This window comes from Phytopseudomonas daroniae, from assembly GCF_004327275.1.
Taxonomy (GTDB): Bacteria; Pseudomonadota; Gammaproteobacteria; order Pseudomonadales; family Pseudomonadaceae; genus Aquipseudomonas; species Aquipseudomonas daroniae.
This window is the reverse complement of the sequence record NZ_QJUJ01000006.1, coordinates 82,547-105,489: the sequence shown is the minus strand read 5'-3', so window position 1 is coordinate 105,489 and position 22,943 is coordinate 82,547. Positions and strand designations below refer to the sequence as shown.

At 63.9% G+C, this 22,943-nt stretch carries 18 protein-coding genes; 10 read left to right on the top strand and 8 right to left on the bottom strand.

The window, feature by feature from the left end; all coding sequences use genetic code 11:
* Positions 1-68: 68 nt before the first annotated feature.
* Complete coding sequence (gene alaC / locus DNK10_RS15655) at positions 69-1,313, bottom strand: alanine transaminase (RefSeq protein WP_131192199.1); 1,245 nt, start codon at positions 1,311-1,313, stop codon at positions 69-71.
* A gap of 393 nt (positions 1,314-1,706) precedes the next feature.
* Between alaC and ampC the strand changes: the two genes are divergently transcribed.
* A complete protein-coding gene (gene ampC, locus DNK10_RS15650; protein ID WP_131192198.1) occupies positions 1,707-2,867 on the top strand; it encodes a class C beta-lactamase in 1,161 nt (386 codons plus the stop codon).
* 20 nt (positions 2,868-2,887) lie between these two features.
* Here ampC and DNK10_RS26185 read toward each other — a convergent pair whose 3' ends face one another.
* The 4 genes from DNK10_RS26185 to baeS form a co-directional block, all read right to left on the bottom strand.
* A complete protein-coding gene (locus DNK10_RS26185) occupies positions 2,888-3,226 on the bottom strand; it encodes a hypothetical protein (protein ID WP_244216267.1) in 339 nt (112 codons plus the stop codon).
* Positions 3,177-4,226 carry a pyridoxal phosphate-dependent decarboxylase family protein gene (locus DNK10_RS15645; protein ID WP_244216266.1) on the bottom strand — a complete coding sequence of 350 codons (1,050 nt, stop codon included), beginning with the start codon at positions 4,224-4,226 and terminating at the stop codon, positions 3,177-3,179. Before DNK10_RS15645 ends, DNK10_RS26185 begins: the two co-directional genes overlap by 50 nt.
* A gap of 509 nt (positions 4,227-4,735) precedes the next feature.
* The gene (locus DNK10_RS15640; protein WP_131192197.1) at positions 4,736-5,419 is read right to left on the bottom strand and encodes a response regulator; all 684 of its coding nucleotides are present in this window, start codon (positions 5,417-5,419) and stop codon (positions 4,736-4,738) included.
* Positions 5,416-6,792: a sensor histidine kinase efflux regulator BaeS gene (gene baeS / locus DNK10_RS15635; RefSeq protein ID WP_131192196.1), complete on the bottom strand. Its 1,377-nt coding sequence runs from the start codon at positions 6,790-6,792 to the stop codon at positions 5,416-5,418. The genes DNK10_RS15640 and baeS overlap by 4 nt, the downstream gene beginning before the upstream one ends.
* 164 nt (positions 6,793-6,956) lie before the next feature.
* Between baeS and DNK10_RS15630 the strand changes: the two genes are divergently transcribed.
* The 6 genes from DNK10_RS15630 (at position 6,957) to DNK10_RS15605 (ending at position 16,849) form a co-directional block, all read left to right on the top strand.
* Positions 6,957-8,144 (top strand): efflux RND transporter periplasmic adaptor subunit, encoded by a 1,188-nt coding sequence (locus DNK10_RS15630; RefSeq protein WP_131192195.1) that lies wholly within the window; start codon positions 6,957-6,959, stop codon positions 8,142-8,144.
* 9 nt (positions 8,145-8,153) lie between these two features.
* A complete protein-coding gene (locus tag DNK10_RS15625) occupies positions 8,154-11,282 on the top strand; it encodes an efflux RND transporter permease subunit (protein ID WP_131192194.1) in 3,129 nt (1,042 codons plus the stop codon).
* Positions 11,279-12,724 (top strand): efflux transporter outer membrane subunit, encoded by a 1,446-nt coding sequence (locus DNK10_RS15620; RefSeq protein ID WP_131192193.1) that lies wholly within the window; start codon positions 11,279-11,281, stop codon positions 12,722-12,724. Before DNK10_RS15625 ends, DNK10_RS15620 begins: the two co-directional genes overlap by 4 nt.
* Positions 12,725-13,114: 390 nt before the next feature.
* Positions 13,115-14,431 (top strand): carboxylesterase family protein, encoded by a 1,317-nt coding sequence (locus DNK10_RS15615; protein WP_208738829.1) that lies wholly within the window; start codon positions 13,115-13,117, stop codon positions 14,429-14,431.
* A 19-nt stretch (positions 14,432-14,450) separates the two neighbouring features.
* The gene (locus tag DNK10_RS15610) at positions 14,451-15,686 is read left to right on the top strand and encodes a DUF3500 domain-containing protein (RefSeq protein WP_131192192.1); all 1,236 of its coding nucleotides are present in this window, start codon (positions 14,451-14,453) and stop codon (positions 15,684-15,686) included.
* Positions 15,683-16,849: a HupE/UreJ family protein gene (locus DNK10_RS15605; RefSeq protein ID WP_131192191.1), complete on the top strand. Its 1,167-nt coding sequence runs from the start codon at positions 15,683-15,685 to the stop codon at positions 16,847-16,849. Before DNK10_RS15610 ends, DNK10_RS15605 begins: the two co-directional genes overlap by 4 nt.
* 295 nt (positions 16,850-17,144) lie before the next feature.
* Here DNK10_RS15605 and acnB read toward each other — a convergent pair whose 3' ends face one another.
* Complete coding sequence (acnB, locus tag DNK10_RS15600) at positions 17,145-19,769, bottom strand: bifunctional aconitate hydratase 2/2-methylisocitrate dehydratase (RefSeq protein WP_425273859.1); 2,625 nt, start codon at positions 19,767-19,769, stop codon at positions 17,145-17,147.
* A 381-nt stretch (positions 19,770-20,150) separates the two neighbouring features.
* Between acnB and DNK10_RS15595 the strand changes: the two genes are divergently transcribed.
* Positions 20,151-20,627 carry a DUF1289 domain-containing protein gene (locus DNK10_RS15595; protein ID WP_131192190.1) on the top strand — a complete coding sequence of 159 codons (477 nt, stop codon included), beginning with the start codon at positions 20,151-20,153 and terminating at the stop codon, positions 20,625-20,627.
* Between the two features lie 69 nt (positions 20,628-20,696).
* Here DNK10_RS15595 and ppnP read toward each other — a convergent pair whose 3' ends face one another.
* Both ppnP and DNK10_RS15585 read right to left on the bottom strand, forming a co-directional pair.
* On the bottom strand, positions 20,697-20,978 hold the full coding sequence (gene ppnP / locus DNK10_RS15590) for a pyrimidine/purine nucleoside phosphorylase (protein ID WP_131180640.1): 282 nt from the start codon (positions 20,976-20,978) through the stop codon (positions 20,697-20,699).
* Positions 20,979-21,061: 83 nt separating this feature from the next.
* A complete protein-coding gene (locus DNK10_RS15585) occupies positions 21,062-21,604 on the bottom strand; it encodes a 3'-5' exonuclease (RefSeq protein ID WP_131192189.1) in 543 nt (180 codons plus the stop codon).
* A gap of 388 nt (positions 21,605-21,992) precedes the next feature.
* Here DNK10_RS15585 and DNK10_RS15580 point away from each other — a divergent pair, with 388 nt between their 5' ends.
* Together DNK10_RS15580 and DNK10_RS15575 are read left to right on the top strand one after the other, a co-directional pair.
* Positions 21,993-22,253, top strand: a complete 261-nt coding sequence (locus DNK10_RS15580; protein ID WP_131180638.1) for a YkgJ family cysteine cluster protein — start codon at positions 21,993-21,995, stop codon at positions 22,251-22,253.
* A 43-nt stretch (positions 22,254-22,296) separates the two neighbouring features.
* Positions 22,297-22,896 carry an START domain-containing protein gene (locus DNK10_RS15575; protein ID WP_131192188.1) on the top strand — a complete coding sequence of 200 codons (600 nt, stop codon included), beginning with the start codon at positions 22,297-22,299 and terminating at the stop codon, positions 22,894-22,896.
* The last annotated feature ends 47 nt before the right edge of the window (positions 22,897-22,943 follow it).

Genomic DNA, 22,943 nt, shown 5'->3' with positions numbered 1-22,943 from the left:
GGATTTATTACTGGAGGGATGAGGGACGGTTGCCACCCGGCGCGCTACGGCGAGCCAGGCGGCTAAGCTCAGGCTGAAGCGGAGGTCTTGCGCACGCTCTTGACAGCGCCGGTTTCGATCAGCCCGTCGGCCCGGAACATGGACTTGATGCCGCGTACGGCCTGGCGGATACGATCCTGATTTTCGATCAGTGCGAAGCGCACGTGATCGTCGCCGTAATCGCCGAAACCGATGCCCGGCGACACGCAGACCTTGGCCTCGGCCAGCAGCTTCTTGGCGAACTCCAGGGAGCCGAGGTGGGCGTAAGCGTCGGGAATCTTCGCCCATACGTACATCGAAGCCTTGGGGTTCTCGACCATCCAGCCCAGTTCGTGCAGGCCCTTGACCAGCACGTTGCGGCGCTGGCGATACTGTTCGGCGATGTCGCGCACGCACTGCTGGTCGCCTTCGAGTGCGGCAATAGCCGCCACCTGCAGCGGCGTGAAGGTGCCGTAGTCGTGGTAGCTCTTGATCCGCCCCAAGGCGTTGACCAGCTCCGGGTTGCCGACCATGAAGCCGATCCGCCAGCCCGCCATGTTGTAGCTCTTGGACAGGGTGAAGAATTCCACGGCGATGTCCTTGGCACCCGGCACCTGCATGATCGACGGGGCTTTCCAGCCGTCGTAGACGATGTCGGCATAGGCCAGGTCGTGGATCACCAGCACGTTGTACTGCTTGGCCAGGGCCACCACGCGCTCGAAGAAATCCAGCTCCACGCACTGAGCGGTGGGGTTGGAAGGGAAGCCCAGGATCATCATCTTCGGCTTGGGAATGCTCTCGCGGATCGCCCGCTCCAGCTCGATGAAGAAGTCCACGCCAGGCACCAGCGGCACCGAGCGCACCTGGGCGCCGGCGATCACCGCACCGTAGATATGAATCGGGTAGCTGGGGTTGGGCACCAGCACGGTATCGCCATGATCCAGGGTGGCCAGCATCAGGTGCGCCAGGCCTTCCTTGGAACCGATGGTGACGATGGCTTCGCTTTCCGGGTCGATGTCGACCTGATAGCGATCCTGGTACCAGCGCGAGATCGCCCGGCGCAGGCGCGGGATACCGCGGGACGTGGAGTAACCATGGGTGTCGTCACGCTGAGCGACCTGCACCAGCTTTTCCACGATATGCGGCGGCGTCGCGCCATCGGGGTTGCCCATGCTCAGGTCGATGATGTCCTCGCCACGGCGGCGAGCGGCCATCTTCAGTTCAGCGGTGATGTTGAAAACGTAAGGGGGGAGACGATCGATGCGCGCAAAGCGGCGCGGAGCTTGGTCAGCCATGCTTTCCTCGAAGAACGTAAGCGCCCGGAACCGTCCGAGCGACGTAGGCCACTGCGGTGGCCTGGCGCGACAATAAGGCCAGCCGCAGGCTTTGTCGAGAGGCTCTGTGGAAACAGTCGTGAGGTTTGCGTCAGTGGCCCATGGCTTGGCATGAAACGATATCCTTGGTCTCGACTCGAACACCGACACTCGCTTAGAGCCTGTTCAAAGGCTGCTGCGCGTCGGCACTGCTGCGTTAAAAACAGGCTCGGAATGCTCATTTACACCAGTAAACTCCGCTTCCTCGCCTGTTTTTGCCTTGCATTGCTCTAGCTCGCGAGACTTTGAACAGGCTCTACTAAGTAGAGAGGAGGCGGGTGTCACATCACAACGAAACGGAGAGCCGCCACGAAGATGAATCATGGATATATCGCCATAGGCCTGTTCACCGCCAGTCTGGCCGCCTCGCTTCCGGCCGTCGCCATGTCGGAGCAGGCGTTTCAGACGCGGGCGGTTGAGGTATTCAAGCCTCTGATGGCCAAGTACGACGTTCCGGGCCTGGCTGTCGGCGTAACCTGGAAGGGCAAGCATTATGTTTACACCCAGGGCATGGCAGACAGAGCGGCAGCCATTCCGGTTTCGTCCGACACGCTGTTCGAGCTGGGCTCGATGAGCAAGACCTTCAACGTCACCCTGGCGGCGCTTGCGCAGGAACGTTCACTGTTGTCGCTCGATGATAGGGTGGCTGCGCATATCCCCGAACTGGGCAGACGCCCGTTCGGCGCGTTGAGCCTCATGGATCTCGCCAGCCACCAGAGCAGCGGCCTGCCATTGCAGCCGCCGGATGAGGCCAGGGACGACGCCAGCCTGATGACCTGGCTGAAGCAGTGGGAGCCGGTTGCAGGCATCGGCCACGAACGTTCCTATTCCAATGTCAGTATCGGCATGCTGGGGCGGATTTCGGCCAAGGCATTCGGACAGCCCTATGCCCAGGCGCTTCACGACAACGTGCTGCAGCCCCTGACGCTTGAGGATACCTATGTCGAGGTGCCTGCCACGCAGATGAAGCGCTACGCCTATGGCTACGCGCGCGAGGACAATACGGCGATCCGGGTCAATCCGGGGATGCTCGATGCTGAAGCCTACGGCTTGAAATCGAATATCGACGACATGCTGCGTTTCGTCGACATCAACCTGGGCGCGGTGGCGTTACCCGAGCAGCTTTCCGCTGCTATTGCGACGACGCACCAGGGCATTACCCGAACATCAGAGTTCACCCAGGCCATGGTCTGGGAACGCTATCCCTGGCCTGTTTCCCGCGAGCGTCTTCTAGCCGGCAATGCACCGGCCTTCGCCCTCGACAGTCAGCCGGCCAGCCGCTTGAGCGCCAGGGATACCTCCGGGCATGGCGTGCTGTTCGGCAAGACCGGTTCGACCAATGGTTTTGGCGGCTATATCGCCTTCATCCCCGATGAGGACATTGGCCTGGTCTTTCTCGCCAACCGGAACGTGCCGCTCGAAGCGCGTGTGGATGCGTCTTTCACGCTGCTCCAACAGATGCTGGCCGATCAGTGAGCGGGCGCTCGGGCGAACGCTCAGGCATTTTTCAGGCGCAACAGGAGGGCGATGAGGGTTTCGATATCGCCATCCGTGGTGCGCCAGGAACTGACGCTCAGGCGAAAGGCCGGGCGGCCCTGCCAGATGGTCGCGCCGAACCAGACTTCGCCTGACGCTTGCGCCGTTTCTAGGATCGCGGCGGTTTCTTCGTCGGAGTCGGCGCGTACCAGTACCTGATTGAGGCGTACCCGGTTGAGCACCTGATAGCCGCCTGTGCGTAGTGCCTCGGCCAGGTATCCAGCCTGGCGAATATGTCGGTCGATCAGCTCATGCAGGCCATTGCGGCCCAGGCTGGCCAGCGCCGCCCAGATCGCCACGCCTGGAGAACTCCAGCGTCAGGTTCTTCTGTGCCTCTTTCGAAGCCATGGCGTAGTCTGCATCGCTGTTCATCGCGGCGGCCAGGACATCGCCATCGCGACAGATGGCCATGGCGCTGTCATAGGGGGTGTTCAGCCACTTGTGGCCGTCGGTCGTCCAGCTGTCCGCTTGTTCGATGCCGTCAGTCAGCTCCGCCGATGAAGAGGCTCGTGCCCACAGGCCGAAGGCGCCGTCGACATGCACCCAGGCACCCGCGGCCCTGGCACGAGGAATCAGTTCGGCGAAGCGGTCGAATTCGCCCGTGTTGACCTCGCCAGCCTGGAGAATCAGCAGGGTGCGGTCATCCAGTTCGGGCAGCCTGGCCGGGTCGATTCGGCCTTGTTCGTCGACCGGTGCCAGTTGCAGGCGGCGCATGCCGAAGCCGAGAACGCGCAAAGCCTTTTTCACGGTGATGTGGGCGGTTTCCGATATCACCACGCGGATCTCCGGGGCGCCGATCAAGCCATCCTGATCGAAATCCCAGCCCAGCCTGGCCAGCAACTGGCGGCGCGCTGCAGACAGGCAGGCCAGGGTGCAGGCCGTCGCGCTGGTGCCGAAGCCGACGGCGCTGTCGGTTGGTAGGCCGAGTGCCTCGCAGACCCAGCGGCCAGCGACCTTTTCCAGCTTGTCGGCAACAGGGGAGTTATCGAAGGACGAGGCGCATTGATCCCACGCCAGCACCATTCGCTCGGCGGCTGCGGCTGCGGGCAGGGTGGCGCCGATCACGAAACCGAAATAACGCGAGCCATTGCTGGTGACGGTCGCTGGCGAGCCGAGCTCATCGAGTCGCTGCAATACGTGTTCGTCAGCATGCCCCACTTCTGGCAGCGGCTGATCGAAGCTATCCAGCGCTGCGATAGCGTTATCGTCGGGATACACCCGTCGCAGGCTGATCGAATCGTGATAGGCGATGGCGCGGCGATCCGCGTCGGCCAGTAAAGCGCGTTCATCCGTGTGCATGAGCTGTTCTCGGTAAGGTGAATCAATGCGTAACCCTAACCGAGCTGAGTGGTGCGCAGGCAGATACAGCCCGCAGGTGCTTTCCCTCTACAGTGGGCTCGCCAGCACAGCTGTATCCGGTACAGTTTCCTGGAAACTTGCCACTGAAAGAATCAGGCGCATGGGGCAATCGCCGGGAGCGATTTTCAGCCTCTCTGCGACGCCCCTAGGGTGGCCGTCAGGGATGGCCGGCCATAAAAAAGTCCTGCACCAGACGGGGCTTTTCAACGCGGGTGAAGCCTTAAGCCTGAACGACCGGGATGTTCGCGCTGGCCGCAGCTTCGCGGAACTCGGCGATCTGGTCGAAGCTCAGGTAGCGGTAGATGGCAGCCATGCTGTCGATATTCGCTGCGTACTCTGGGTGTCGTCACGCTGAGCGATCTGTACCCTGCATGAGGCGCCTTATGAGGGGCTGCTCAATGCCGTCGTCCCGATCCCGGGCCATGCACGCATGGCGAGACCCTTACCGGTCATGTCTCGAAACGGTAGCCGACACCATAGACTGACCTGATCCACTCTTCCCCGACGTCGCCGAGTTTGCGACGCAGGTTCTTCACGTGGCTATCGATGGTTCGATCCGTGATGATGCGGTGATCGTCGTAGAGTTGGTTCATCAAATGATCGCGTGAATAGACCCGGCCGGGCTGCGCCGCCAGGGTGCGCAGCAGGCGGAACTCGACCAGCGTGAGCCCGAGATCGTGCCCGTGCAGGCACGCTCGGCAGGCAGCATTGTCGATAGACAATCCCCGTGCGGACTCGACGGCTCCGGGCACGTGGCGGTGACGCCGCAGTACGCTGTGCACGCGTGCGACGACTTCTCGCGGGCTGAAGGGTTTGCAGACGTAGTCGTCGGCGCCCAGTTCGAGGCCGAGCAGGCGGTCGATCTCCTCGACCCGGGCCGTGACCATGATCACCGGCACGTCGGACAGCGTGCGCAGTTCGCGGCAGATGTCGATGCCGTCGCGGTTCGGCAGCATCAGGTCGAGGATCACCAGGTCGGGCTGCCGCTGCCGGAAGGCCGGCACGGCATCGGCGCCATCGAAGACCTGCTGGCAGCTGTAGCCGGCCGCCTGCAGGTAGTCGCGCAGCACCGCCGAGAGCCGTGGCTCGTCCTCCACGATGAGAATCCGCCCTCCTGGCGGCGCGGCCGTCATGCGGCCTCCGGCAGATCGACCGTGATGCGCAGGCCGCCGAGCGGCGAGGCGTCGGCGCGGATGCTGCCGTCGTGCGCCTGCGCGATGTTGCGGCAGATCGCCAGGCCGAGGCCGCTGCCGCCGCTTTCGCGGTTGCGCGATGCCTCGGTGCGGTAGAAGCGCTCGAACAGGCGCGGCAGCTTGTCCGCGTCCACCGCCGGCGGGCTGTCGTCGAAGGTGACGAGGAAGCGGCCGTTGCGCCGTTCGCAGCCGACTTCGACGATGCCGCCGCGATCGGTGTAGCGCAGGGTATTCTCGAGCAGGTTGCCGAACAGCTGCTGCAGCCGCCGTTCGTCGCCGTGGACCGGGTACGCGCCAGCGGCCATGCGTCGGTGCAGCTGCAGCCCGGCACCGGCGAAGCGCGGCTCCAGCGTCGCCAGCATCGCCTCCAGCAGGGTCGCCAGATCGAGCGGCTCATGCCGGTAAGTGAGGGCGGCCACGTCGGTCAGCGACAGGTCGTGCAGATCGTCGATGAGCTTGCCGAGCTGGAGGATCTGCTGGCCCAGCGGCTGCAGCGACGCCGGCGCCATGGGCCGGATGCCGTCCTGGACCGCTTCGAGTTCGGCGCGCATCACGGCCAGCGGGGTGCGCAGTTCGTGCGAGATGTCGGCCATGAAATGGCGCCGCGTGCGCTCGTTGTGCTCCAGCGCCTGCGCCAACTGGTTGAAATCGCGCGCCAGCCCGCCGAGCTCGTCGCGGGTGCCGGCATCCACCCGTATCGCGTAGTCGCCGGCCGCCAGGCGGTGCGTTGCCGAGGCCAGGCCATGCACGCGGCGCAGCAGCATGCGCGACAGCAGGCCGGCGAGCAGGGCCGCCACGACGACCGACAAGGCCGCGATCAGCCACCAAGTGTACAACTGGGCTTCGTAGAAGCGCACGTCGCCGGCGGCGACGGCCTTCTGGAACGGTACCATCGCCATCCAGCCCACCGTTTCCCCGTCGACGACGACCGGCCGCAACAGCGATTCCCGGTCGGCGCCCGGGTTGCCAACGACCCGGGCGTAGGTAGGGTCGAGCAGCGCGAAGCGCGGCACGGCGCCAGTCTGGTCGGACACCGGCGGGCCGGTCAGCGCCCGTGCCGGATCGGGGGCGGGCCGCATCAGCGCGAACCAGGCCTCCAGGTCGCCACGCAGGAAGTCCCAACTGCCGTGCTGACGATAGGTATCTTCCAGGCGCGGCAGCACCGTCTCCATGCGCTCCATGCCCTGCTCGTTGAGATAGCCGAGAAAGCCGCGTTGGAAACTGACGTGCGCCGCAACGCCATTGACCAGCAGTACGATGGCGCAGGAGGCGATCACGGCGAGGAAGAGTTTGGCGGTAATGCCGATTTTCATAGGGTGGGTGGCCAGAGTAGGGGCGCAAAGCCGTATTCGACCATGCTGCCAGGCCGGGGAACAAGGAAGAGTTGCGACTGGATCGCAAACTCCATATTCGCTGCACATTCCTCCTCCAGCATGCCGCTCATTATCTGTTTCCCGCGATTGCGAGGATATTGCGCATGCTCTTTCCGATCCCTCGTCCACTGTTTAAGCACCTGTGTTTTCTGCCGGTGATACTGCTGCTGGCTGCCTGTTCGCCCGAACCGGTATCGGTTGCATCGACGCCGGAAGTCGGAGTCTGGACGGTGCGTGCACAGCGGCTGGCCATGCATCAGACCCTGCCCGGACGCACGGTGGCCCACATGGTCTCGGATGTGCGGCCTCAGGTCGGCGGCATCATCCAGCAGCGCCTGTTCACCGAAGGCCAGGACGTGAAGGCCGGACAGATCCTGTACCAGATCGACCCGGCGACCTACCAGGCCGCCTACGACAACGCCAAGGGCGCCCTGGCCCAGGCACAGGCGGCGGTGCTGTCGGCGCGGCCCAAGGCGCAGCGCTACGCCAACCTGGCCAAGCTGGACGCGGTGAGCCAGCAGGATCTCGAGGAGGCCGTCGCGACGCTGCGCCAGAACGAGGCGGCGGTGATGGTGGCGCAGGCCGCGCTGCAGACGGCCAGGATCAACCTCGACTACACCCGCGTCAGCGCGCCGATCGACGGCCGCATCGGCGCCTCGGTCTATACGCCCGGCGCGCTGGTGACGGCTGGCCAGACCACGGCGCTGGCCACGATCCAGCAACTCGACCCGATCTACGTCGACGTCACCCAGTCCAGCGCCGAGCTGCTGGCGCTGCGCAAGCAGCTCGACAGCGGCGCGCTCACCTCGCTGGACGGCAAGGTGCCGGTGCAGATCCAGCTGGAGGATGGCAGCCTCTACGAGCACAGCGGCACGCTGGAATTCGTTGGCACCTCGGTGGATACCGGCACCGGCAACGTCGTGTCGCGTGCGCTGATTCCCAACCCGGATCGCCTGCTGCTGCCGGGCGCCTATGTGCGCGCCATCCTGCCGGTGGCGATCAACGACAAGGCGATCCTGGTGCCGCAGAGCGCGGTCGGCCGCAATACCAGGGGCGAGGCGACGGTCAAGCTGGTCGGCGACGACGGCAGGCTGGTCGAACGCACGGTGCAGACCGGTGATGCGCAGAAGGATCAGTGGATCATCAGCGCAGGCCTGCAGCCCGGCGAGCAACTGGTGGTCGAAGGTGGCAGCAAGGTACAGGCGGGTCAGGCAGTGAAGACGCACGAGGTGGCGGCCCCGGCGCCGGATATTACTGGAGTGCCTCTCCCGACAACCGATCAGCCGAGCTAAGGAGGCGCTATGTCACGCTTTTTCATCGACCGCCCCATCTTCGCCTGGGTCATCGCCATCGTCATCACCCTGGCCGGTACGCTGGCGGTGTTCAACCTGGCGGTGGAGCAGTACCCGAACATCGCGCCGCCGACGATCTCGATCCGCGCCACTTACACTGGTGCCTCGGCGCAGACCGTGGAGAACTCGGTCACCCAGGTCATCGAGCAGCAGATGAGCGGGCTGGACAATCTGATGTACATGTCCGCCAGCAGCAACGCGGCCGGTAGCGCGCAGGTGCAACTGACGTTCAAGGCCGGCACCGACCCGGACGTGGCGCAGATGCAGGTGCAGAACAAGTTGCAGCAGGCCGAGGCGATGCTGCCCGATGTGGTCAAAAGCACGGGCCTCACGGTGAGCAAGTCGGTGGGCGGCAGTTTCTTCGAGGTGCTCGCCTTCACCTCCGACGACGGCAGATTGAGCGGCACCGACATTGCCGACTTCATGGTGTCCACCCTCCAGGATCCGATCAGCCGCGTCACCGGCGTTGGCCGGGTGCAGGTGATGGGCTCGCAGTATTCGATGCGTGTCTGGCTCGATCCGGAGAAACTGCGCACCTATTCGCTGATGCCCTCCGACGTGACGGCTGCGATCACGGCGCAGAACGCCGACGTGTCTTCCGGGCAGCTCGGCGCGTTACCGGCGACGCAGGGCCAGGCGCTGAACGCGACCATCAGCTCGCGCAGCCGACTGCAGACGCCGGAGCAGTTCAAGGCGATCGTCGTCAAGTCCGACAGCGACGGCGCGGTGGTGCGCCTGTCCGACGTCGCCCGCGTCGAGCTGGGTAGCGAGGACTACGCGATGACCAGCACGTTCAACGGCAAGCCGGCCGCGGGCATCGGCATCGAGCTGGCCAGCGGCGCCAACGCCATGCAGGTGTCGGAGGCCGTAGAGGCCAGGCTCCAGGAGTTGCAGTCCTACTTCCCCGAGGGAATCAGCTACCACGTGGCCTCCAGCACCACGCCGTTCGTGAAGATCTCCATCGAGGAGGTGGTCAAGACCCTGGTCGAAGCCGTCGTGCTGGTGCTGGTGATCATGTACCTGTTCCTGCAGAACTGGCGGGTGACGCTGATCCCGGCGATTGCCGTGCCGGTGGTACTGATGGGCACCTTCGGCGTGCTGGCGCTGCTGGGCTACTCGATCAACACCCTGACCATGTTCGGCATGGTACTGGCGATCGGCCTGCTGGTGGACGATGCGATCGTGGTGGTGGAGAACGTCGAGCGGGTGATGCGCGAGGAAGGCCTGCCGCCGCGCGAGGCCACGCGCAAGTCGATGGGCCAGATCACCGGCGCGCTGGTCGGCATCGCCCTGGTGCTGACGGCGGTGTTCCTGCCCATGGCGTTTTTCAGTGGTTCCACCGGGGTGATCTACCGCCAGTTCTCGGTGACCATCGCCTCGGCGATGATCCTTTCGGTACTCGTGGCCATGACCCTGACGCCAGCGCTGTGCGCCACGCTGCTGACACCCGGGCAGGTTACCCGGCGCGGGCCGCTCGGTCGCTTCTTCGCAGGGTTCAATACCCGCTTCGATCAGGGCGCCGAGCGCTACCAACGCGGCGTGGCGCGCGTCGTTGGCCACCGCCGCGCGGGCGTGGCGGTCTATCTGGTGCTGCTGGCGGTGCTGGGCCTGCAGTTCTGGCAATTGCCGACCTCTTTCCTGCCCGAGGAGGATCAAGGCACGCTGATGGTGCAACTGAAGATGCCGCCAGGCGCGACCAAGGAGAAGACGCAGCAGGTGATCGCCGAGGTCTCGGACTACGTGCGCGGGCAGCCGGAGGTCGAGACGGTCATGGCGGTCGCCGGCTTCAGCCAGGGCACCAGCGGCCAGAATGCCGGCATGGCCTTCATCCGGCTCAAGGACTGGAGCGAGCGCGAGGCCAGTGCCACCGATATCGGCGTGCGCATCAGCGAGGCGATGCTCGGGCGCTTTCCCGATGCACAGATCTACGCCTTCGCGCCCTCGGGCATTCCGGGGCTGGGCCAGGCCACCGGCTTCACCCTGGAGCTGCAGGATTTCGCTGGCGCCGGCCACGAAGCCCTGGTGGACGCGCGCCAGAAGCTGCTGGCGCTGGCCGCGCAGGAGCCGTCGCTGAGCGCGGTGCGTTATGCCAACCTGGAGGATGCGCCGACCTTCGACATCAAGATCGACGATGCCAAGGCCGGCGCGCTGAAACTGACCCAGAGCGACATCAATGCCACCCTGTCCACGGCGTTCGGGGCCACCTACGTCAACGACTTCGTCGACCGCGGCCGGATCAAGAAGGTTTATGTGCAGGGCCAGGAGCAGGCGCGGATGCTGCCGCAGGATGTCTACCGCTGGACGGTGCGCAACAGCGACGATGCAATGGTGCCATTCTCGGCCTTCGCCAGCAGCGGCTGGAGCTACGCGCCGGCATCGCTGGCGCGCTTCAACGGCATCGCCGCCATGGAGATCAGTGGCCAACCGGCCCAGGGCGTCAGCTCGGGCACGGCGATGGCTGAGATAGTCAGGCTGGTGCAGCAACTGCCGGGCGGCTTCGGTTATGCGTGGTCGGGCCTGTCCTTCCAGGAGCAGCAGGCCGGGGCGCAGGCTCCTTTGCTGTACGCGGTGTCGCTGTTGTTCGTGTTCCTCTGTCTGGCGGCGCTGTACGAGAGCTGGTCGATCCCGTTCTCGGTGATGCTGGCCGTGCCTATCGGTGTCGGCGGCGCGCTGCTGCTGACTTCGCTGCGCGGACTCAGCAATGACGTGTATTTCCAGGTGGGCCTGCTCGCTACGGTCGGTCTGGCGGCCAAGAACGGCATCCTTATCGTCGAGTTCGCCAAGGAACTGGAGGAGCGGGGCAAGCCACTGGTCGAGGCTGTACTGGAGGCTGCGCGCCTGCGCCTACGGCCGATCCTGATGACCTCGATGGCCTTCCTGCTCGGCGTGCTGCCCCTGATGGTCAGCAGCGGCGCCGGCTCCGCTGGGCGCCACTCGCTGGGTACCGGCGTGTTCGGCGGCACCCTGGCCTCGACCGTGCTGGGCATCTTCTTCGTGCCGCTGTTCTACGTGATCGTGCGCAGCCTGTTTCCCGGCCGCAAGAGCCAGCCCGCGGCGCCGACGGAGGTGAATGAATGACCAGGCCGTCCGTTACCCGGCGTTCCCCGCGCCCGGTTCGCCTGGCGTTGGCCGTTCTCTGCGCCGCCGCGCTGGCCGGCTGCGCCAGCATGGCGCCGTCTTACGTACAGCCCGCCGCACCGGTGCCGGCGCAGTTCCGCGACGTCCCGTCGGCCGCTGCGGACGCGATGCCGGTGGCGGAACTCGACTGGCGCCAGGTGTTTCTGGACGAGCGCCTGCGCCAGGTGATCGCCCAGGCGCTGCAGAGCAACCGCGATCTGCGCGTGGCGCTGCTCAACATCGAGAAGGCGCGCGCGCAGTACCGCATCCAGAGCGCCGACCTGCTGCCGTCGGTGGACGCGACGCTCAGCCGGACGGCCGCACGCAGCAGTGCGGCCGCCAGCAGCAGCGGAGTCGCGGCAGTGAGTCGCAGCGCCTCGGCCACGGTCGGCTTCAGCAGTTGGGAACTGGATCTGTTCGGGCGCATCCGCAGTCTGCAGGACGAGGCCGCGCAGACCTTCCTGGCCACTGCCGAAACCCAGCGCAACACACGCATGAGCCTGCTGGCCGAGGTCGCCAGCGACTGGCTGAGCGTGGGCGCCTACCGCCAGCGCGTAGCCCTGGCACAGCAGACCCTGGAGAGCCAGCGCAGGACGCTGCAGCTCACCGAGCTCCTGCATGGCGAGGGCGCGGCCTCCGGCGTGGATCTGGCTTCCATCCAGGGCAGCGTGGAAAGCGCACGGGCCGACGTTGCCACCTACGCCACTGCGTTGGAGCAGGCACGCCATGCGCTCGAGCTGGTCGTGGGCGCCCCCGTCCCCGACAGCCTTCTGCCTGACACCGACGATGCCGAAGCCGCAGTGGTACTAGCTCCGCTGCCCGCCGACCTCTCCTCGCAGGTGCTGCTGCAGCGCCCCGACGTGTTGTATGCCGAGTATGTACTGAAAGCCGCCCATGCCGATATCGGCGCCGCACGCGCGGCCTTCTTTCCAACCATCTCGCTGACCACGACAGTGGGCGTCGGCAGCAGCGCCCTGTCGAACCTGTTCGATGCCGGCACGCGAACCTGGTCGTTCATTCCCACCGTCAGCGTGCCGATCTTTCAGGCCGGCGCACTCCAGGCATCGCTGGACGCGGCGGAGCTCTCCGCCGATGTCGCCGTGGCCCAGTACGAGAAGGCGATCCAGACCGCCTTCGGCGAAGTGGCCGATGTCCTGGCCGAGCGCGCCCGCCTGGACGAGCGCCTGGATGCGCAGCGTGCCCTGGTCGTCGCCTCCCGGCGCGGCTATACCCTGGCCGATGCGCGCTACCGCAACGGCGTGGACAGCTCTCTTCAGGCCCTGACCGCACAACGCACGCTCTATAGTGCGCAGCAGGATCTGATCACCCTTCGCCTGAGCGAAGCCAGCAACCGTGTGACCCTGTACAAGGTATTCGGCGGCGGAGCCGACGCCAGCGAATGAGGAAGGAGGAGCAGGGCATGATGCATGCGGTCAGGAAGGGGCCTGGTGGCAGAATTTAGGGCAACTGTCGTGCGTGTTGCCCATGAAATTCGAACCGATATCCGGACAGACGCTGAAGATAAAACGCGCGCACATGGAAATGACCACTCAGGCCGCCCCGGTTTCGGCTACCGACCCGGCGCGAAGAGTCGTGCTGACTCTGCCTATCCGCCTACTATGCTGGCGACGAAAGGCGATGGCACGGTCAAGTACATGCCGGATGCACAAAGCTACGATCGCTATACCAACGAGCCGCCCAGCTCACCCTAATGCCCGAGGCGCCGCTGAAGCGACGGCTGAGGCAATCATCGACAAGCTGAAACAGCTGCACGGAGACGGGAGTTGAAAGTCATGAAGATGCGGACACGTCGGGAGTTTCTGATCATGGGCGCCAGCGCAGGAGCGCTGTTGGCGATTGGTGCGCCGGCCCTGGCGAAACAAGACGCGGGACAGGCCAGGAGCGCCACCGCCATCACTCAGGTGTTCGGCGATGGCGTTCGCCTGACCGCTGTTGCGGTGGAGTACGCCAAACCGGTCAAGACTGCGGATCTGTCTGCCGCCGACTTCCGGGTCGAAGGTCGCACGGTCACTGGCGTTTTCGCCAGCACATCCACCGACCCGGCGAGCCGGACGGATACTGGCCGTTTCGTCATCGTCACCCTGTCGTCCGAGGACACCCATGCGCTCCTGGCCGAAACGCTGCAATCGCAAGACGGCCAGGCTGGCGGGCAAACCGATGGCCAGAACCGGCGCGGCCCCGGCGGCGCGGGTGACATCCCGACTTACGACACGGTCTACAAGACCGCCCAGACCACGGTCGTGGCGCCCGGTGCAGGCACGTTGGCGACGACGGCCGCTCGCAACCTGGTCGTCGACGATTTCCGGCAACTGGAGTTCCACGACTCGAACACGGGCAAGACTCTACGCTACAACCTGTTCGTGCCGAAAGGCTACGACGATGCGAAGTCCTATCCACTGGTGCTGTTCATGCACGATGCCGGCGCGACCAGCGACGTGACGCGAACGACTCTGTTTCAGGGCCTGGGCGCGATCGTCTGGGCCAGCCCCGAGGATCAGGCCAGGCGCCCGTGCTTCGTGCTGGCGCCGCAGTTCGCCGAGATTATCGCCGACGACGACTCGCAGACCAGCAGCATGCTCGACACTACCATTGACCTGATCGAGGCGCTGGCGGATCAGTACAGCATCGACCGCAAGCGCCTCTATACCACCGGCCAGTCGGGCGGCTGCATGATGTCGATCGCGATGGATATCAAGTATCCGGATTTTTTTGCCGCGTCCTTCCTGGTCGCCGGCCAATGGGATCCGGCGCTGGTGAAGCCGCTGGCCCGGCAGAAGCTGTGGATCCTTGTGTCGCAGGACGACGACAAGGCCTATCCCGGGCAGAATGCTATCGTCGAAGTTCTAGAGAACGAGGGCGCCAGGATCAGTCGCGCCACCTGGGACGGCACCTGGTCGGCCAATCAATATCGCGCCGCCTTCGAGAAGATTGACGCCGAGGGAAGCCCGATCAACTACGTGACCTTCGCCAAGGGCACCGTCATTCCCCCGGGGCAGTCGGCCGCAGGTGCAAGCGGGCACCGTAATACCTGGCGTATCGCCTACAGCATCGAGCCCATCCGTGAATGGATCTTCCGGCAGCACAAGTAATTCAAGGGGAGCATCGAGAATGGGCAAACTGACATGCATCGTATCGGCCCTGATGCTGGCCGGTACGGCCCTCGGCAGCGAGGGCTGGGCGGCCGACTCTTCCACTGGCGTCGTGGTGCCGATCACGGCGCAAGAGCAAACGCAGGTCGTGGTGACCGCAACGGCCGCCTTCCTGAGCGCACTCGATGCCGAGCAGCGCGCGAAGGTGCAATTCCCTTTCACGCCGCAAAAGAGCGCGACCACCGCGACATTCGCTCGCAGCGAGCCGCAGCCGGACGAATCGGATAATGGTGGTCAGGATTCTCGTGCAGGAGAAGCGGGGCGTCCTCCTGGCCAGCGGCCTGAGGGCGGGGCAGGCGGCGGTGGTTCCGGCATGGGGCCGGCCGGCGGCTTTGTCGGCGAGCAGTATGGCGCGGCCGTCTGGTCCAACTATCCGGTCAGCGACGTGCCACGCCCCGGCCTGCAGCTCGGCAACCTGAACGACGCCCAGCGCACGGCGGCGCTGCACCTGCTGCAAACGCTGCTCAGTCCCCAGGGCTACCAGAAGGTGCTGGACATCATGGGCTCCGACCAGGCCCTGTCCGAAGGCGGCACCAACTACGCCTCCGGCACGGCGTACTACACCCTCGGCATCTTCGGCACGCCAAGCGCCAGCGCGCCGTGGATGGTGCAGTTCGGTGGCCACCACCTTGGCCTCAACGTGGTGATCGTCGGTGCACGCGGCGTGCTCACGCCGACCCTCACCGGCGCCCAGCCGTCCGTCTATACGGTGGGCGGCAGAACCGTCCGCGTGCTCGCCGGGGAAAACGACAAGGCGTTCGCGCTGCTAGGGGCGCTGGACGACCCGCAGCGCCAGCAGGCCATTCTCGACTACCGCGTGGGCGACCTGGTGCTCGGGCCGGGGAGCAGCGCAGAGACCATCGTGCCCGAGGGCCTGAAGGCATCGGCCATGGACGAGCGCCAGCGCGCGCTGCTGCTCGACCTGATCGGCGAATGGGCCGGCATCGTGGGCGACGCCTATGCCGCGCCGCGCATGGCCGAGATCCGCGCCGGGCTGGACGACACCTGGTTCGCCTGGAGCGGCCCGACCACTCATGAGCCGGGCAGGAACGGCAGCGCCTACTACCGCATCCAGGGGCCGAAGCTGGTCATCGAATTCTCGCCCCAGGGCGTGGGCGGCGACCCGACGATGCACGTCCACACGGTCTATCGCGATCCCACCAACGACTACGGCCAGCAACTCACCCAGCCATGACGAAAGCCTGGCGGGCGCTGCTCGCCTTCCTCCTGTGCGCCTGCTGGAGCGCGTCCGCGCCGGCGCACCGGCTGGACGAATACCTGCACGCCACAATGGTGAGCGTCGAAAGAGATCACGTTGTCCTGCAACTGCGTCTGACGCCAGGCGTGGAGGTGGCAGGTGCGATACTTGCCGATATCGACACGGACGGCGATGGCGTCCTCTCCGAAGTCGAGCAGCGGGCCTATGCGGAGCAGGTGGCCGGGGAGCTTGCGCTCGACATTGATGGCCACCCATTGTCACTGCGACTGGTATCTTCGGCCTATGCGCCGGTCGAGGCCATACGCTGGGGCCTGGGCGACATCGCGTTCGCGCTCCGTGCCGAGCTGTCATCCAGTGATGGCGATTACCGGCTCACGCTGGAGCAGCGCCACCCGAGCGCCAGAGTCGTCTATCTGGTGAACGCCCTGATGCCGAGCGATCCGGCTGTCCACATCCGTGGCCAACAGCGCAGTTCCGACCAGTCCAGCTACCGGCTGGATTTCACGGTCGGCGGCGCTTCCGTATTGGAGGCGGGCATGGAACAGCGCCAGCCGGTGATCGGCACCTTCTTCTGGCACGGCGTCCACCACATCCTCACCGGCTACGACCACCTGTTGTTCGCCAGCGCCCTGGCACTTGCGGCAGCGACGTTCTGGAAACTGCTGAAGGTGGTCACGGCCTTTACGCTCGCGCATTCGATCACCTTGACGCTGGCCGCGCTGGGCTGGGTACACCTGCCTGCGATGGTGGTGGAACCGCTGATCGCCACCAGCATCGTCGTCGTAGCGCTGCAGAACCTCTTCTGGCCGGCCTCGACACATGGGCGTGCCCGGCTGGCCGTGGCCTTCTGCTTCGGCTTGTTCCACGGCCTGGGTTTCGCCGGCGGCCTGCTCGACCTTATGCAGCAGATGCCCAAAGAGACTATCTTGTATGCACTGCTGGGCTTCAGCCTCGGCGTCGAACTCGGTCATCAGGTGCTGTTGCTGCCGTTGTTCGTCCTTCTCAAGGTGACGCATAGCCAGTCCCTGGGAAATGTCAGGCAAACACGCCTTTCGACGGCACTGCGGCGCTTCGGGTCGGGTGGCGTTGCACTGGCCGGCCTGTATTACCTCAGCGCGGCCCTCGCTGGGAATGCGTGAGCGAGCACCATGCAATCAGCGTCGACGCCTTGTCGGTATCCTCCTGGCGTACAAAAAGCCGGAGAAGACGACACATGAACTCGGCATAAGGGGCGGCCGCCATAGGGTGTTCCCCACAGGCGGGGTCGCACCCGGCGGTTCGGGAGGTTGAGGTTGTGAGAGATGTACCAATCCCTGGCTGTCGAACCATGCAATATTCGATTCAAATCCAGGCGACTGCAATGAGTGCGCCCTGTCTGATGCACCATAAAAAAAGCCCCGCATAAAGCGGGGCTCCTTCATTACCGATGATGCATCAGGCTTGCACGACCGGGATGTTCGCGCTGGCCGCAGCTTCGCGGAACTCGGCGATCTGGTCGAAGCTCAGGTAGCGATAGATATCGGCAGCCATGCTGTCGATATTCGCCGCGTACTCCATGTACTCCTCGACGGTTGGCAGCTTGCCCAGGATCGAAGCAACGGCAGCCAGTTCGGCGGAGGCCAGGAACACGTTGGCGCCATCGCCCAGACGGTTCGGGAAGTTACGGGTCGAAGTCGACACCACGGTCGAGTTCGGCTCCACACGTGCCTGGTTACCCATGCACAGCGAGCAGCCCGGCATTTCCATGCGTGCGCCAGCCTTGCCGTAGATGCCGTAGTAGCCTTCCTCGGTCAGTTGGTGAGCATCCATCTTGGTCGGCGGCGACAGCCACAGACGGGTTGGCAGCTGCCCTTTGACCTTGTCCAGCAGTTTACCGGCAGCACGGAAGTGACCGATGTTGGTCATGCACGAACCGATGAACACTTCGTCGATCTTCTGGCCCTGAACGCTGGACAGCAGGCGAGCGTCGTCCGGGTCGTTAGGTGCGCAGAGTACCGGCTCCTTGATATCGGCCAGGTCGATCTCGACGATCTCGGCGTATTCGGCGTCCTTGTCTGCGCTGAGCAGTACAGGGTTGGCCAGCCAGGCTTCCATCGCTTGAGCGCGACGCTCCATGGTGCGCGCATCGCCGTAGCCTTCGCTGATCATCCAGCGCAGCAGGGTGATGTTCGACTTCAGGTACTCGGCAATGGCTTTTTCCGGCAGCTTGATGGTGCAACCTGCGGCGGAACGCTCGGCAGAGGCGTCGGACAGCTCGAATGCTTGCTCGACGGTCAGGTCGTCCAGGCCTTCGATTTCCAGGATGCGGCCGGAGAAGGCGTTGATCTTGCCTTTCTTCTCGACGGTCAGCAGGCCTTTCTGGATACCGTAGTAAGGGATGGCATGCACCAGGTCACGCAGGGTGATGCCCGGTTGCAGCTTGCCCTTGAAGCGCACCAGAACCGACTCCGGCATGTCCAGCGGCATGACGCCGGTGGCTGCGGCGAAGGCGACCAGACCGGAGCCGGCCGGGAAGGAGATGCCGATCGGGAAGCGGGTGTGCGAGTCACCACCGGTACCGACGGTATCCGGCAGCAGCATGCGGTTCAGCCAGCTGTGGATGATGCCGTCGCCAGGACGCAGCGATACGCCGCCACGGGTGCGGATGAAATCCGGCAGGGTGTGGTGGGTGGTGACGTCGATCGGCTTCGGATAGGCCGCGGTGTGGCAGAAGGACTGCATCACCAGGTCAGCGGAGAAGCCCAGGCAAGCCAGGTCTTTCAGCTCGTCGCGGGTCATCGGGCCAGTGGTGTCCTGGGAGCCGACGGTGGTCATCTTCGGTTCGCAGTAGGTGCCAGGACGAACGCCTTTGCCTTCCGGCAGGCCGCACGCCTTGCCGACCATCTTCTGCGCCAGGGTGTAGCCCTTGCCGGTGTCGACCGGTGCTTCCGGCAGTTTGAACAGGTCGGTTGGGCCCAGGCCCAGCTCGGCGCGCGCCTTGTCGGTCAGGCCGCGACCAACGATCAGCGGGATACGGCCGCCAGCGCGAACTTCGTCCAGCAGAACCGGAGTCTTCAGTTCGAAGGTGGTGATCACTTCGTCGCTATCGTGCTTGCAGACTTTGCCGGCATAAGGATAAACGTCGATCACGTCGCCCATGTTGATGTTCGACACGTCGAACTCGATTGGCAGGGCGCCAGCATCTTCCATGGTGTTGTAGAAGATCGGAGCGATCTTGGTGCCGAAGCAGAAACCGCCAGCACGTTTGTTTGGCACGTACGGAATGTCGTCGCCGAAGAACCACAGCACCGAGTTGGTGGCGGATTTACGCGAGGAACCGGTACCGACCACGTCACCGACGTAGGCAACCGGGAAGCCGTCGCCGTACATCTGAGCGATCTGCTTCATCGGGCCGATGGCGCCTTGCTCGTCAGGCACGATGCCTTCGCGGGCCATTTTCAGCATGGCCAGGGCGTGCAGCGGGATATCCGGGCGCGACCAGGCATCGGGAGCGGGCGACAGGTCGTCGGTGTTGGTTTCGCCGGTTACCTTGAAAACGCGCAGGCTGATTTTCTCGGCCAGGGTAGGGCGTTTCTTGAACCACTCACCATCGGCCCAGGATTGCAGCACGCCTTGAGCGTGAGCATTGCCCGCTTTGGCTTTCTCGGCAACGTCGTGGAAGGCGTCGAACATCAGCAGGGTGTGCTTCAGCTGTTCGGCAGCGATGGCGCCCAGGTCGGAGTCATCCAGCAACTCGACCAGTGTCGCGATGTTGTAGCCACCCTGCATGGTGCCGAGCAGTTCGGTCGCGCGCTTCTTGTCGAGCAGAGGGGAGGTGGCTTCGCCTTTGGCGATGGCGGAGAGGAAACCGGCTTTTACATAGGCCGCTTCGTCGACGCCTGGCGGCACGCGGTTGGTGATCAGGTCGAGGAGGAATTCTTCTTCGCCGGCCGGCGGGTTCTTCAGCAGGTCGACGAGACCAGCGGTTTGTTCGGCGTTTAGCGGCTGGGGCACGATACCCTGGGCGGCACGCTCTGCTACGTGTTTGCGGTAGGCTTCAAGCACAGTTATTACCCTCATCAGTGATCCCAAATAGGGAGTCCGGGACGCATGCAGGAACACGTTAAACACATCCGCAGCGCAGCCTCATGGGCCGCGTGCGATGGTTTCAACGCTTCCATCCGGAAGCTGCTTTCAAAGTTTTACGCCGGCAGGACGGGTTTGATGAGGGGTTGGCATGGTCGGGGGATGACCATGCCAACATCGTACCTGCAGGATCGACTGTGCTCGTGACGCTTTGAAAACAGCTTCCAACGGACATTGGCGCCTTTCGCAAGGCGCGCTGATTCTAGCGGAAAACTGGAGCAAAGTTAAGCGAAAGACCCATCACCCTCTGGGGTGATCCGTATTAGACAAAGGGCTAAGATGCACCCTCTATAGTCCTGTGTATCGATGCAACGCATGTCCAATCAACGTATCAAGACGCCTTGCGTAGGCCTTTGCTCCACGGTATTCGGGGATTCCGTGTGCCGCGGCTGCAAGCGCTTCCACCACGAGGTGATCAACTGGAACGGCTACAGCGACGAGGAAAAACAGGCGGTGTGGCTGCGTCTGGAGATGCTGCTGGTACAGGTGATGACCGCCAAGCTGGAAGTTTTCGACGAGGCGCTTCTGCTCAAACAGCTGGAGCAGCGAAAGATCCGCTTCGTTCCACACCAATCCGCCTATTGCTGGGCCTACCAGTTGCTGGCCCGTGGCGCCCGGGTGATCACCCAGGTGGACGCCTACGGTATTTCCCTGCTGCCGGAGTTTCGCAACTGGGAACTGCCTGACCTGCGTGACGCCATCGACCGCGAGTTCTTCCTGCTCTCCGAGGCGCATTTCGAGCGTTACATCGCCCCGCGATTTCTCAGGGAAGGTATGGAACTGCGCATCTAGGCGCTCGCTTGCGCCAGAAGTGAAAACGCCCCGATCACGGGGCGTTTTCACTGGAGCGGGAGCAACCTGTCAGCGGTATTCGCACAGGTAGGCGGTGTCTTGCTCGACCTTCAGTTGAAACTTGCTGTTGGCCGGTACGGTGAAGCGGCTGCCAGCGGTGAAGGTTTCCCAGTTGTCGCTACCCGGTAGTTGCACGGTCAGCGCGCCAGCAATGACATGCATCACTTCCAGCTGGCTGGTGCCGAACTCGTACTCGCCTGCAGCCATTACGCCGATAGTGGCCGGGCCCTCTGCCATGCCGAACGCGATGGATTTGACGGTGCCGTCGAAATACTCATTGACCTTGAACATGTGCATCCTCGCTAAGGGGCAGAAATAAATGGCCGGCAAGTATGCCCAAGGCATTTCCTGACGTCACCTGTAGGCGTGCACCTTCAGCCGGTCATCACCAGCGGCAGCAGGCGGGCGGTATTGCGGGCATCGCTCAGGGCGCGGTGCTGCTGGCCGCTGAAGCCGATACCGGCCAGTTGCAATGCTGCATTCAGCCCGACCGGGCGGGCCAGGTGGCGCTCTTCGGCGAAACGTCGTTTGAGATTCAGGTGGGGCAGCGTCTGCAGGTAGCTGACCAGCCCACTGCTTTGCCAATCATGCTGCAACTGCTTGCGGTCGTAGTCGCCCCAACTGCACCAGCCCTGCAGGCGCGGTCGATGCGGTTCCAGCCAGCGTTCGAATTGTGGCCAGAGCACGGCCAGTGTCGACGCTGAATCGACCTCTGCCTGGCTGATATGGGTCAGCTCCCGGCAAAAACGGGTGAGGTTGGGGCGCCGCAGCGGCCGCACGAAGCGTTGAAAATGGTCGATCTCATGACCACTGGCGTTCACCAGGCTGGCGCCGATCTCGATGATCTCCATATGTTCGATGGGCCAGCCACCTTCTTCCGTGGTGGCTTCCAGGTCGATGACCAGCCAATACCCCATAGCTTCTCCTTGTCCGTAAACGCGGTGCGTTCCACTCGGCCATAAGCACTGCAGAGTCTGACCGACGAATGGCCCGTTTCGTGCCATTGCGAAGTGCCGCCATGCATGCTGTCTCTTCCCGCTGCTGGCTATACGTTACGACATAGAAGATCATGTTCCTCTTTTCCAGGCGCTCAGTAGTCGTGAAACGACGATGATCTTCGGCGAACAGCGAGCATCGTCCTGTTACTTATCAGTTGGAAGTGGATATTCTCGATGCTCAACGGGATGTCGCCAGTGATTCGGCACTCGCTGGATCGAGGCTGCTGGCAGGGAGTGCCGACGGCCTGTCTGGCGCGCTAGAATTGGCACTGCTCAGCGCAGTGTCGTTCGTTCGAGGTCTCGTCTCATGCAATGCCGTCCCGGTTGTGGCGCCTGCTGCATTTCCCCTTCTATCAGTTCCTTCATCCCTGGCATGCCCAACGGCAAGCCGGCAGGTCAGCGCTGCGTGAATCTCACCCAGGACAACCGCTGCAACATCTTCGGTCATCCGGATCGCCCTGAAGTGTGCTCGGCATTTTCAGCGGATTTCGATGTCTGCGGTAATAGCCGTGAAGAAGCCGTCCGCCTGCTCGCCTGGCTGGAGGGCGCTACGGCAACAGCCGTTTGATGCGGTGAACGGGTGCCAAGAAAACGTGAATTCGGAGAAGAACATGTCGTTGAGCCGTTTGGTGGTAGCAAGCACACTCCTTTGTATCGCGTCTGCCGCTCACGCCGAGGATTGGCGTCTGACGAAAGACGAGGCGGGCATCAAGGTGTACCTGAGCGAAGTGGCCGGCTCCCCATACAAGGCTTACCGCGGCGTGACCCTGGTAAAAGCGGACATAGGCAAGCTCAAGGCGCTGCAGGAGGATGTCGTAGCTTCCTGCGCCTGGATTCATGAGTGCCAGGAGCAGCGGCTGCTCGAGCACGAGGGCGACAAGAGCTGGACGTATACGCGCTTCAATACCCCATGGCCTGTGACGCCGCGTGATTCAATTATCGAAGTGACGACTGAACGGGGCGCCAATGGCAGCATCACTCGAAAACTGCATGGCGTGCCCGACTACAAGCCGGAAGAAAAAGGATATGTGCGGGTGGCTAGCGTGGAAGGATACTGGACGATGACGCCCAAGGCCGACGGCCTGGTCGAGGTCATCTACGAGGTGCATACGGATCCAGGCGGTAGCGTTCCCTCCTGGCTGTCTAACAAATTCGTCGTGGATGCACCATTCAACACCCTTAAAGGAATGCGTGAAAAGGCTCAGCAATAGCTTTCGAATGCTTCACAAATAAAAAGGCCCGCCTGAATGGCGGGCCT

What these genes read in the sequence shown, in the direction of transcription:
- alaC (WP_131192199.1), bottom strand. Translation starts at nt 1,313, where the DNA reads ATGGCTGACCAAGCTCCGCGCCGCTTTGCGCGCATCGATCGTCTCCCC.
- ampC (WP_131192198.1), top strand. Translation starts at nt 1,707, where the DNA reads ATGAATCATGGATATATCGCCATAGGCCTGTTCACCGCCAGTCTGGCC.
- DNK10_RS15645 (WP_244216266.1), bottom strand. Translation starts at nt 4,226, where the DNA reads ATGCACACGGATGAACGCGCTTTACTGGCCGACGCGGATCGCCGCGCC.
- DNK10_RS15640 (WP_131192197.1), bottom strand. Translation starts at nt 5,419, where the DNA reads ATGACGGCCGCGCCGCCAGGAGGGCGGATTCTCATCGTGGAGGACGAG.
- baeS (WP_131192196.1), bottom strand. Translation starts at nt 6,792, where the DNA reads ATGAAAATCGGCATTACCGCCAAACTCTTCCTCGCCGTGATCGCCTCC.
- DNK10_RS15630 (WP_131192195.1), top strand. Translation starts at nt 6,957, where the DNA reads ATGCTCTTTCCGATCCCTCGTCCACTGTTTAAGCACCTGTGTTTTCTG.
- DNK10_RS15625 (WP_131192194.1), top strand. Translation starts at nt 8,154, where the DNA reads ATGTCACGCTTTTTCATCGACCGCCCCATCTTCGCCTGGGTCATCGCC.
- DNK10_RS15620 (WP_131192193.1), top strand. Translation starts at nt 11,279, where the DNA reads ATGACCAGGCCGTCCGTTACCCGGCGTTCCCCGCGCCCGGTTCGCCTG.
- DNK10_RS15615 (WP_208738829.1), top strand. Translation starts at nt 13,115, where the DNA reads ATGAAGATGCGGACACGTCGGGAGTTTCTGATCATGGGCGCCAGCGCA.
- DNK10_RS15610 (WP_131192192.1), top strand. Translation starts at nt 14,451, where the DNA reads ATGGGCAAACTGACATGCATCGTATCGGCCCTGATGCTGGCCGGTACG.
- DNK10_RS15605 (WP_131192191.1), top strand. Translation starts at nt 15,683, where the DNA reads ATGACGAAAGCCTGGCGGGCGCTGCTCGCCTTCCTCCTGTGCGCCTGC.
- acnB (WP_425273859.1), bottom strand. Translation starts at nt 19,769, where the DNA reads ATGAGGGTAATAACTGTGCTTGAAGCCTACCGCAAACACGTAGCAGAG.
- DNK10_RS15595 (WP_131192190.1), top strand. Translation starts at nt 20,151, where the DNA reads ATGTCCAATCAACGTATCAAGACGCCTTGCGTAGGCCTTTGCTCCACG.
- ppnP (WP_131180640.1), bottom strand. Translation starts at nt 20,978, where the DNA reads ATGTTCAAGGTCAATGAGTATTTCGACGGCACCGTCAAATCCATCGCG.
- DNK10_RS15585 (WP_131192189.1), bottom strand. Translation starts at nt 21,604, where the DNA reads ATGGGGTATTGGCTGGTCATCGACCTGGAAGCCACCACGGAAGAAGGT.
- DNK10_RS15580 (WP_131180638.1), top strand. Translation starts at nt 21,993, where the DNA reads ATGCAATGCCGTCCCGGTTGTGGCGCCTGCTGCATTTCCCCTTCTATC.
- DNK10_RS15575 (WP_131192188.1), top strand. Translation starts at nt 22,297, where the DNA reads ATGTCGTTGAGCCGTTTGGTGGTAGCAAGCACACTCCTTTGTATCGCG.